Genomic DNA, 10,121 nt, shown 5'->3' on the forward strand with positions numbered 1-10,121 from the left:
CCCCAAGTTGAGTTGAAGCGGCCACAAAATATCATCGAACACCCGACCCCCCTGTGGGAGCGGGCTTGCTCGCGAAAGCGGCTCAACATTCAACACAGATGTTGCCTGACCTACCGCTATCGCGAGCAAGCTCCCACAGTTGAGTTGTAGCGGCCACAAAATATCTGAGTACACCCGAGCCCCTTGTGGGAGCGGGCTTGCTCGCGAAAGCGGCTTAACGTTCAACACAGATGTTGCCTGACCTACCGCTATCGCGAGCAAGCTCGCTCCCACAAGGGTTTGTTGTCCGGCTCAGATCTGCAGCTGTGCCGATTTCGTCATCCACAGCCGATAAAACCCTCAAGCCATCGCCCCCTGCTCCGCGCCACGCTTGCCGTCATCTCCCCTGAACGGACGCGCCTTCCCATGAAACGCATCACCGTGATCGATTCCCACACCGGCGGTGAACCGACCCGCCTGGTCGTCGACGGTTTTCCGGACCTGGGCCGAGGCAGCATGGCCGAGCGCAAGCGCCGGTTGGCCGAGGAGCACGATGCCTGGCGCACGGCCTGTGTGCTGGAGCCTCGGGGCAGCGATGTGCTGGTGGGCGCGCTGCTGTGTGAGCCAGTGGACCCGAGCGCCTGTGCCGGGGTGATCTTTTTCAACAACAGCGGCTACCTGGGCATGTGCGGCCACGGCACCATCGGCCTGGTGGCGTCGCTGGCCCATTTGGGCAAGATCGGCCTAGGGCTGCACAGCATCGAAACCCCTGTGGGCACCGTGCAGGCCACACTGCATGAAGATCGCTCGGTCAGCGTACGCAACGTGCCGGCCTACCGTTACCGCCAGGCCCTGAGCCTGAACGTGCCCGGCATCGGCCCGGTGGTGGGTGACGTGGCCTGGGGCGGCAACTGGTTCTTCCTGATCGCCGAGCACGGCCAGCGCGTGGCTGGCGATAACCTCGATGCACTGACCGCCTACACCTATGCCGTCCAGCAGGCCCTGGAGCAGCAAGGCGTTCGCGGTGAGGACGGCGGCCGGATCGATCACATCGAACTGTTCGCCGAGGATCCGCAGGCCGACAGCCGCAACTTCGTCCTCTGCCCCGGCAAGGCCTATGACCGCTCCCCTTGCGGCACTGGTACCAGCGCCAAACTGGCCTGCCTGGCGGCCGACGGCAAACTGCAACCCGGACAGATCTGGCGCCAGGCCAGCGTCATCGGCAGTGAATTCGAAGGCTCCTACGAACAGGCCGGCGAACGCATCATTCCAACCATTCGCGGCCGTGCCTTCATCAGCGCCGAAGCCTCGCTGATCATCGAAGCGGATGATCCGTTTGCCTGGGGCATTCGCCCGTGAGCGAAGGGCCTGTCGCCGATGTCATCGTCATCGGCGCCGGGATCATCGGCGCCGCCTGCGCCCGGACCCTGGCCCGGCGCGGCTTGAAGGTACTGGTGCTCGACGCCGGTTGGCACGGCGCCACGGCCGCCGGCATGGGTCACTTGCTGGTGCTCGATGACAACCCGGCGGAACTGGCTCTCAGTCAATACTCCCTGCAACGCTGGCGTGAACTGGCCCCAGCCCTGCCTGACGGCTGCGCCTGGCGCAACAACGGCACCTTGTGGCTGGCGGCCAATGCCGAGGAAATGGCGGTGGCCGATAGTAAGTACCTGAACCTGCTGGCCCATGGCGAAGACTGCGAACTGATCGGGCGTGCTGCGCTGCATCAACGCCAACCCGGCTTGCGCCCTGACCTTGAAGGTGGATTGCTGATCAAGGGCGACGGCATCCTCTATGCTCCGGCTGCCGCGCGTTGGATGCTGGACACGACCAACATTGTCCAGCAACGGGCCCAGGTGACAGATGTCGATGGCCGTCGCGTACGCCTGGACGACGGGCGATGGTTGAGTGCCGAAGCGGTGGTCCTCGCCAATGGCATCCAGGCCACCGAGCTGTGCCCAGAACTGCCCATCGAACCGAAAAAAGGCCACCTGCTGATCACCGACCGCTACCCCGCCACGGTCATCCACACCCTGGTGGAACTGGGTTACGTCACCAGCGCCCACAACGCCAGCGGCCCCTCGGTGGCATGCAATATCCAACCACGTCCGACCGGACAATTGTTCATCGGCGCCTCGCGGCAGTTCGGCACCGTCGATCCGCAAGTGGAAAGCTGGATGCTGGCGAAGATGCTCAAGCGTGCGGTCGATTATCTGCCGGGGTTGGCAGCGCTCAACGGCATTCGCGCCTGGACCGGTTTGCGCGCTGCCAGCCCCGATGGCCTGCCGCTGGTGGGACAACATCCGCAGCGCGAAGGCCTGTGGCTGGCGGTCGGTCACGAAGGGCTGGGCGTCACGACCGCTCTGGCGACCGCCGACCTGCTGGCCGCGCAGCTGTTCAACGAAACCGCGCCGCTGGCCCCGGAGCCCTACCTGCCCCAACGCTTCCTCGGGGAACCGACCTATGCCTGAACCCCGACACCGTCCTCTGTGGCGAGGGAGCGTGCTCCCGCTGGGACGGTCCGACGCCTCGGACGCAGCAGACCCGAGATCTTTGCGATTGCTGCGCAATCGAGCGGGAGCAAGCTCCCTCGCCACAGGATGTGAGTTTCCCCCTGACATCCGTTTAACCAAGGACTGGACCTATGCCTGACTTATTCCTCGACGGCCACCCACTGCAGGTAGCCGACGGCACCAGCGTCGCCGCAGCCCTGGTGCTGGGCTCCGACGGCTCCAGTCGCACCTCGGTCAGCGGCCAGCGCCGTGCACCTTTGTGCGGCATGGGCATCTGCCAGGAATGTCGGGTAACGATCGACGGCCGTCGGCGACTGGCGTGCCAGACCTTGTGCCGTGACGGCATGCACGTGCAGACCCGCCCATGAACGAAACCACTGGACTGCTGATCATCGGCGCCGGCCCCGCCGGCATGGCCGCCGCCGTGGCCGCGGCAAGCAGCGGTGCACGCATCGTGCTGCTGGATGACAACCCGCTGCCCGGCGGCCAGATCTGGCGCGACGGCCCCCAGGCCCGCTTGCCCGCCGAGGCGCGACGCCTGCGCGAACGGTTGCAGGCGTGCGCCAATGTCCGCTGCCACGCCGGTGCTCGGGTGATTGCCCAAGCCGCCGACAAAACCCTGCTGGTCGAAGATGCCGAGCGCGGCTGGCTGATCACTTACGAACGCCTGATCCTCTGCACCGGCGCCCGCGAATTGCTGCTGCCCTTCCCCGGTTGGACCCTGCCCGGCGTGACCGGGGCGGGTGGCTTGCAGGCGCTGATCAAGGGCGGCTTGCCGGTGCGTGGCGAACGGCTGGTGGTCGCCGGCAGCGGCCCGTTGCTGTTAGCCAGCGCCGCCACCGCGAACCATCAAGGCGCCCAAGTACTGCGAATCGCCGAGCAAGCCAGGCGCGCCGCCGTGGCCGGTTTCGCCGCGCAACTGCCGCGCTGGCCGGACAAGCTTTTTCAAGCGTTCGGTCTGTTCGACGCAGGGTATCGCACCGATACCCATGTGCTGGAGGCGCTGGGGCGCGAGCGGCTCGAGGGCGTACGCCTGTCGCAGCAAGGCCGGACGGTTGAACTGGCCTGCGACCGCCTGGCCTGTGGCTTCGGTCTTGTCCCCAACACCCAACTCGGCCAAGCGCTGGGTTGCGCCTTGCAAGGCCAGGGCCTCGCGGTGGATGCCTGGCAAGCCACCACCCGCGCCGACCATTACGCCGCTGGCGAATGCACCGGTTTCGGTGGCAGCGAACTTTCTCTGGTAGAAGGCGCCATCGCCGGCCACGCCGCAACCGGTAACACCACGGCTGCCCAGCGCCTGTGGCCGCGTCGGGCCCGCTGGCAGGGGTTCGCCCAAGCCTTGAACAAAGCCTTCGCCCTTGATGCACGCCTCAAGACCCTGGCTCGTGACGACACGCTGGTGTGCCGCTGCGAGGACGTGCCCTATGCCGAATTGGCCGGCCATGAAAACTGGCGTGAAGCGAAACTGGCCAGCCGCTGCGGCATGGGCGCCTGCCAGGGCCGGGTCTGCGGTGCGGCGCTGGAGCATCTGTTTGGCTGGACAACTCCAACAGCGCGCCCGCCCTTCAGCCCGGCGCGAATCGAAACCTTGCTGGGTCTGGACCCAACCCCACCCTCCTGAACCCTACACAGTTTCCCCTGTGGGAGCGGGCTTGCTCGCGAAGGCGTCAAGTCAGCGGCATTGATGCTGGTTGACACACCGCAATCGCGAGCAGGCTCGCTCCCACAGTTGGACCTAAGTACAGCCCGAAGAGCTAGGTCGGCTGCCAGACCGCCTTCGCGAGCAAGCCCGCTCCCACAGTTGGACCTAAGTACAGCCCGCAGAGACAGCTCGGCTGCCAGGCCGCCATCGAACAGACCAAGTGAACCCAAACAATTTTACCCCTATGATCCCAGCGTCCCCCTCCAGAACCGAGCCCACATGTACCCCTCGCTCACCGCCCTGGCCCCCTGCGACCTCGACACCCTGCTACGCAGCCTGCAACCCATCGCACCGCTGCTCGACACCCTGACGGACGTCGTGTTCTTCATCAAGGACAGCCAGGCTCGCTATGCCTTCGTCAACCAGACCCTGGCCCGACGCTGTGGCTTCAAGCACCGCGCCGACCTGCTGGGCCTGACCGCCGAGCAAGTCTTCCCCGAACGCTTCGGCCCGCTCTATACCGAACAGGATCGCCGGGTACTGTCCAGCGGCCGCGAACTGGCCGACCAGCTCGAATTGCACCTGTACTACGGCAACCAACCGGTGTGGTGCCTGACCCACAAACTGGCCCTGCACGACCCTGAAGGCCAGACCGTCGGCCTGGCCGGAATCTCCCGCGACCTGCAACTGCCGCAATCGAGCCATCCGGCCTTTCAGAAACTGGCAGCGGTCGACGCTCACATCAAACAGCACTTCGCCCAGCCCATCAGCCTTGCCGAACTGACCGCCATCGCCGGGTTGTCGGTGGCGCAGCTGGAGCGGCACTGCAAGCGGATATTCCAGCTCACGCCGCGGCAGATGATTCACAAGGCGCGCCTGGAAGAAGCGTCACGGTTGCTGCTGGACAAGAACCTGCCAATCACCGAAATCGCCCTGCGCTGCGGTTACACCGACCACAGCGCTTTCAGCCGTCAATTCCGCGCCCTGACCAGCCTGTCACCGAGCCAATATCGCGAAAATCAGCGTTAGCCGTGTTCCCTGATGGGGCGACGGGCTCTCGGATTGCTCCCATCTGTAACACCGCATGCACCTCGCGCGTCGCCCAGCTGCCCCCTCTTCTTTCAAGACAAGCCTCTAGATCAAGCCTGCAAAGCCATTGCATGAATAACAGCCAAACAGGCACGCCACTTGCTTATCTAATATCGTATACGAAATCCTCAATACGATATCTCACCGCATTTATTCGACAGCGAGGCATTTATGAAGAACCCAGCACTGGCCGTAGCCCTCAGCGTTGTCCTCACCCCGCTTTTCATCGCCCCGGCCCAGGCCGACAAACTCGACGACATCATCGGCTCCGGCAAGCTGCGCTGCGCCGTGACCCTGGACTTCCCGCCCATGGGCTTTCGCGACGAAAGCAACAAGCCGGCAGGCTTCGACGTGGACTACTGCCACGACCTGGCAAAAGTCCTGGGCGTAGACGCCGAAGTGGTGGAAACGCCCTTCCCCGACCGGATCCCCGCGCTGATCTCCGGTCGCGCCGACGTGATTGTGGCGTCCACCTCGGACACCCTGGAACGGGCCAAGACCGTCGGCCTGACCGTGCCCTACTTCGCCTTCCAGATGGTGGTGCTGACGCGCGACAACACCGGCATCAACAGTTACGCCGACCTCAAGGGCAAGGCCTTGGGCAATACCAGCGGCACCTATGAAGCCATCGCCCTGGAAAAAGACCAGAAGAGCTGGGGCAGCGGCAGTTTCCGCGCCTATCAGTCGCAGAACGACACGCTGCTGGCCGTCGCCCAGGGGCACATCGATGCGACGGTGGTGACCAACACCGTGGCCGCCGCCACGATCAAATCGGGCAAATACAAGAACCTGAAAATCGCCGGTGACGCGCCCTACGTCATCGACTACGTGTCCCTCGGCGCCAAGCGCAGCGAGTACGGCCTGATCAACTACCTCAACCTCTTCGTCAACCAGCAAGTGCGCACCGGCCGCTACAAGGAGCTGTTCGTCAAATGGGTTGGCACCGACATCCCGCCGACCAACCTGACCGTGCCCCAGGTCTACTACTGAGGATCGCGGCATGCCGAGCACGCCTATCCGCATTAACGGTCGCAGCCTGGTGACGGGTGCCACCGAGGGCGCCCTGCTGTTCGCCGATGTGGGCCTGAGTTTCTGGGGCGGCGTCGATCCGGTCAGTGGCGAAGTCATCGACCGGCATCATCCGCTGAGCGGCGAACGCCTGGCCGGGCGCGTGCTGGCAATTCCCAGTGGACGCGGTTCGTGCACCGGCAGCAGCGTGCTGATGGAACTGATCAGCAACGGCCACGCGCCGGCCGCCCTGGTGCTGGCCGAAGCCGATGAGATCCTGACCCTGGGCGTGCTGGTGGCCCAGGTGATTTTCCAGCGTTCGCTGCCAGTGTTGTGCGTGGGCCACGCGGCGTTCAACACACTGCGCGGCCAGGGTTTTGTGCGCCTGGAGGGCGAGCGCCTGACGTTGTCCGGGCGGCGCCCCAGTGGCCACTGGCAAGCTGCCGATGCGCCGTTGCAACCACCCTCGCCCTCAACCCTTCGCCTCACCGAACAGGACCGGGCGTTGCTCGACGGCGCCCATGGCAAGGCCGCCCAGGTGGCGATGCAGATCGTGCTGCGCATGGCCGATCTTCAGGGCGCCACGCAACTGTTGGACGTGACCCAGGCCCACATCGACGGCTGCATCTACACCGGTCCGGCCAGCCTGCGCTTCGCCGAACAACTGGTGCAATGGGGCGCGAAGGTTCGCGTGCCGACCACCCTCAATGCCATCTCCGTGGACCAGCGGCGCTGGCGGGAACTGGGCGTCGATCCGGCCCTGGGCGAGCCGGCCAGCGCCCTGGGTGATGCCTATATGGCGATGGGCGCGCATCTGAGTTTCACCTGCGCGCCCTATCTGCTGGACAGCGCGCCCAAGGCCGGCGAACAGATCGTCTGGGCCGAATCCAACGCGGTGGTCTATGCCAACAGCGTGCTCGGTGCTCGCACGCAAAAGTATCCGGACTTCCTCGACATCTGCATTGCCCTGTGCGGACGCGCGCCCCTGATCGGCTGCCACCTCGACGAACAGCGCAAGGCCGCGCTGATCATCGAAGTGCCGACGCTGGGCCGCGTGGACGACAGTTTCTACCCGCTGCTGGGCTACCACATCGGCAGCCTGACGGGCCGGCGCATCCCACTGATCCGCGGCCTGGAACACGCCGCACCGACCCTGGATGACCTGAAAGCCTTCGGCGCCGCCTTCGCCACCACCAGCGCCGCGCCGTTGTTCCACATCGCCGGGGTCACGCCGGAAGCCCTCGACCCGGCCACCGTATTGGACGCGGACACCCCGCTGACGGCGCACACCGTCAGCGTCGCAGGCCTGCTTGCCAGCTGGCGCGAGCTCAACAGTGCCCGGGACAAGCGGGTGGACGTGGTCTCCCTGGGCAACCCGCATTTTTCCCTCAGCGAGTTCGCCAGCCTGGCGGCGCTGTGCGCGGGCCGGATCAAGCACCCGGACGTGGTGCTGGCGATCACCTGCGGTCGCGCTGTGCTGGAACAGGCGCGCCAGGCCGGCCATCTGAGCGCCATCGAGGCGTTCGGTGCGCTACTGGTGACCGACACCTGCTGGTGCATGGTAGGCGAACCGGTCATCCCGCCCCAGGCCACAACGCTGATGACCAATTCCGGCAAATACGCCCATTACGCGCCGGGCCTGGTCGGGCGCGGTGTGCATTTCGCCAGCCTGGCTGACTGCGTCGAGGCCGCGTGCACCGCCCACGCCAGCGGCCAGCCACCGGCCTGGCTACAACCGAGGTCGCCTGCCCATGTTTGATTACAGTTTCCAGTGGCGCCCGGCCCTGCGCGCCCTGCCGGATATGCTCGCCGGCGCCTGGGTGACGTTCGAGACGGCCGCGCTGTCGATGATCTTCGGCGTGCTGATCGCCCTGCTGCTGACCGTGATGCGCCAGGCGCGCAACCCGTTGCTGCGCGGCGTGGGCAATGCCTGGGTGTCGATCGCCCGCAACACGCCCTCGCTGTTCCAGATCTACATCCTCTACTTCGGCCTCGGTTCTCTCGGGCTGCACGTCAGCTCGTGGTTCGCGTTGCTGGCGGGCATCACCTTCAACAACGCCGGCTACCTGGCGGAAAACTTTCGCGGCGGTCTCAAGGCTGTGCCCGGCACGCAGATGCGCGCCGCCCGCTCCCTGGGCATGAGCGCGTTCCAGGCGTACCGGATGATCATCGTCCCGCAGCTGTTGCGCATCGTCTTCTACCCGCTAGCCAACCAGATGGTCTGGGCGGTGCTGATGACGTCATTGGGGGTGGTAGTCGGCCTGAACAACGACCTCACCGGCGTCACCCAGGAATACAACGTCAAGACCTTCCGCACCTTCGAATACTTCGCCCTTGCGGCGGCGCTGTACTACCTGATCGCCAAGCTGATCGTCGGGCTGGCCCGGCTATTGTCCTGGCGGCTCTTTCGTTATTGAAAGCATCGTTACTGAAGGTTCCGTTATTGAGGGCTCGTCATGTTTGCCACAAGCCTCACCGTCAACGACCTGCTGTTCCTGCTCGAAGGGGCCTGGGTCACGCTGCAACTGACCGCGTGGTCGATCCTGCTGGGGACCCTGGCCGGGTTGCTGTTCGGTTTGTTGCGGGCGCTGCTGCCACGGGCCAGCCTGCCGCTGGCCTGGGTACTGGACGTGTTTCGCAGCGTGCCGCTGCTGATTCAGTTCGTGCTGTTCAATTCCTTGAAGAGCATCGCGGGCCTGAACATCAGCGCCTTCGCCGTCGGCTGCATCGTGCTGGGGATCTACGCCGCGGCGTACTTCACCGAGATCGTCCGTGGCGGTGTACTCGCGGTGCCGTTAAGCACCCGACGGGCCAGCCGTTCCCTGGGCCTGAGCTACCTGCAGGACTTGCGTTTCATCGTCCTGCCGATTGCCACGCGGGTGGCCTTTCCCGGCTGGCTGAACCTGGTGCTCGGGGTAATGAAAGACACGGCGCTGGTGATGTGGATCGGCATCGTCGAATTGCTGCGTGCTTCGCAAACCATCGTGACCCGCATCCAGGAACCGCTGCTGGTGCTGTGCATTGCGGGCCTCATCTACTACGTCATGAGCCTGGTGGTCGCCCGCCTCGGCGCACGCCTGGAAACAAGGTGGCAGGAAAATGATTGAGATCGAGAACGTGCATAAATCCTTCGGCGACCTGGAAGTGGTCAAGGGTGTGAGCCTGACCGTGGACAAGGGCGAAGTGGTGTCGATCATCGGCGGATCCGGCTCCGGCAAATCGACGCTGCTGATGTGCATCAATGGCCTGGAGCCGATCCAGCAAGGCCGCATCCGCGTGGACGGTGTCGAGGTCCACGACAGGGCCACCGACCTCGACCACTTGCGACAGAAAATCGGCATCGTCTTCCAGCAGTGGAACGCCTTTCCGCACCTGACCGTGCTGGAAAACGTGATGCTGGCGCCACGCAAGGTGCTGGGCAAAAGCAAGCAGGACGCCGAAGCCCTCGCGGTGTGCCAGCTCGAACACGTGGGCCTGGGGGACAAGCTCAAGGCCTTTCCGAGCAAGCTTTCCGGCGGCCAGCAGCAGCGCATGGCGATTGCCCGGGCCCTGGCGATGTCGCCGGACTACATGCTGTTCGACGAAGCCACCTCGGCACTCGATCCGCAGCTGGTGGGCGAGGTGCTGGACACCATGCGCATGCTCGCCGAAGACGGCATGACCATGGTCCTGGTGACCCACGAGATCCGCTTCGCCCGGGACGTGTCCGACCGCGTGGCGTTCTTTTGCAATGGCCGGGTGCATGAGATAGGGCCGCCGGACCAGGTGATTGGCAATCCAGTGCAGCCGGAGACGGCGGCGTTTCTCAGGTCAGTGAAATAGGCGCTGGTCCCTTCGCGAGCAAGCCCGCTCCCACAGGGGATTTGCATACACCACATACCCCGTGGGAG

10 protein-coding genes are annotated in these 10,121 nt (G+C 65.0%); all 10 read left to right on the forward strand.

Annotation, left to right across the window (positions count from 1 at the left end; all coding sequences use genetic code 11):
• Window positions 1-405: 405 nt before the first annotated feature.
• Window positions 406-1,338, forward strand: a complete 933-nt coding sequence (locus RGM2987_RS01720; RefSeq protein WP_245138386.1) for a 4-hydroxyproline epimerase — start codon at window positions 406-408, stop codon at window positions 1,336-1,338.
• A complete protein-coding gene (locus RGM2987_RS01725) occupies window positions 1,335-2,450 on the forward strand; it encodes an FAD-dependent oxidoreductase (protein WP_245138387.1) in 1,116 nt (371 codons plus the stop codon). The genes RGM2987_RS01720 and RGM2987_RS01725 overlap by 4 nt, the downstream gene beginning before the upstream one ends.
• Window positions 2,451-2,623: 173 nt before the next feature.
• Complete coding sequence (locus RGM2987_RS01730) at window positions 2,624-2,860, forward strand: (2Fe-2S)-binding protein (RefSeq protein WP_245138388.1); 237 nt, start codon at window positions 2,624-2,626, stop codon at window positions 2,858-2,860.
• A complete protein-coding gene (locus tag RGM2987_RS01735; protein WP_245138389.1) occupies window positions 2,857-4,113 on the forward strand; it encodes an FAD/NAD(P)-binding oxidoreductase in 1,257 nt (418 codons plus the stop codon). The genes RGM2987_RS01730 and RGM2987_RS01735 overlap by 4 nt, the downstream gene beginning before the upstream one ends.
• 300 nt (window positions 4,114-4,413) lie before the next feature.
• Complete coding sequence (locus tag RGM2987_RS01740; protein ID WP_245138390.1) at window positions 4,414-5,163, forward strand: AraC family transcriptional regulator; 750 nt, start codon at window positions 4,414-4,416, stop codon at window positions 5,161-5,163.
• A gap of 231 nt (window positions 5,164-5,394) precedes the next feature.
• The gene (locus tag RGM2987_RS01745; RefSeq protein ID WP_245138391.1) at window positions 5,395-6,213 is read left to right on the forward strand and encodes a transporter substrate-binding domain-containing protein; all 819 of its coding nucleotides are present in this window, start codon (window positions 5,395-5,397) and stop codon (window positions 6,211-6,213) included.
• Between the two features lie 10 nt (window positions 6,214-6,223).
• Window positions 6,224-7,990 (forward strand): aconitase X, encoded by a 1,767-nt coding sequence (locus RGM2987_RS01750; protein WP_245138392.1) that lies wholly within the window; start codon window positions 6,224-6,226, stop codon window positions 7,988-7,990.
• Window positions 7,983-8,648: an amino acid ABC transporter permease gene (locus RGM2987_RS01755; RefSeq protein WP_245138393.1), complete on the forward strand. Its 666-nt coding sequence runs from the start codon at window positions 7,983-7,985 to the stop codon at window positions 8,646-8,648. The genes RGM2987_RS01750 and RGM2987_RS01755 overlap by 8 nt, the downstream gene beginning before the upstream one ends.
• Before the next feature lie 39 nt (window positions 8,649-8,687).
• Window positions 8,688-9,338, forward strand: coding sequence for an amino acid ABC transporter permease (locus tag RGM2987_RS01760; protein ID WP_245138394.1), 651 nt, complete (start codon window positions 8,688-8,690; stop codon window positions 9,336-9,338).
• Complete coding sequence (locus RGM2987_RS01765; protein ID WP_245138395.1) at window positions 9,331-10,053, forward strand: amino acid ABC transporter ATP-binding protein; 723 nt, start codon at window positions 9,331-9,333, stop codon at window positions 10,051-10,053. The genes RGM2987_RS01760 and RGM2987_RS01765 overlap by 8 nt, the downstream gene beginning before the upstream one ends.
• Window positions 10,054-10,121: the final 68 nt, after the last annotated feature.

Origin of the sequence: Pseudomonas sp. RGM2987 (assembly GCF_022952855.1) — a bacterium.
Lineage (GTDB): Bacteria > Pseudomonadota > Gammaproteobacteria > Pseudomonadales > Pseudomonadaceae > Aquipseudomonas.

What these genes read in the sequence shown, in the direction of transcription:
- RGM2987_RS01720 (WP_245138386.1), top strand. Translation starts at nt 406, where the DNA reads ATGAAACGCATCACCGTGATCGATTCCCACACCGGCGGTGAACCGACC.
- RGM2987_RS01730 (WP_245138388.1), top strand. Translation starts at nt 2,624, where the DNA reads ATGCCTGACTTATTCCTCGACGGCCACCCACTGCAGGTAGCCGACGGC.
- RGM2987_RS01735 (WP_245138389.1), top strand. Translation starts at nt 2,857, where the DNA reads ATGAACGAAACCACTGGACTGCTGATCATCGGCGCCGGCCCCGCCGGC.
- RGM2987_RS01740 (WP_245138390.1), top strand. Translation starts at nt 4,414, where the DNA reads ATGTACCCCTCGCTCACCGCCCTGGCCCCCTGCGACCTCGACACCCTG.
- RGM2987_RS01745 (WP_245138391.1), top strand. Translation starts at nt 5,395, where the DNA reads ATGAAGAACCCAGCACTGGCCGTAGCCCTCAGCGTTGTCCTCACCCCG.
- RGM2987_RS01750 (WP_245138392.1), top strand. Translation starts at nt 6,224, where the DNA reads ATGCCGAGCACGCCTATCCGCATTAACGGTCGCAGCCTGGTGACGGGT.
- RGM2987_RS01755 (WP_245138393.1), top strand. Translation starts at nt 7,983, where the DNA reads ATGTTTGATTACAGTTTCCAGTGGCGCCCGGCCCTGCGCGCCCTGCCG.
- RGM2987_RS01760 (WP_245138394.1), top strand. Translation starts at nt 8,688, where the DNA reads ATGTTTGCCACAAGCCTCACCGTCAACGACCTGCTGTTCCTGCTCGAA.
- RGM2987_RS01765 (WP_245138395.1), top strand. Translation starts at nt 9,331, where the DNA reads ATGATTGAGATCGAGAACGTGCATAAATCCTTCGGCGACCTGGAAGTG.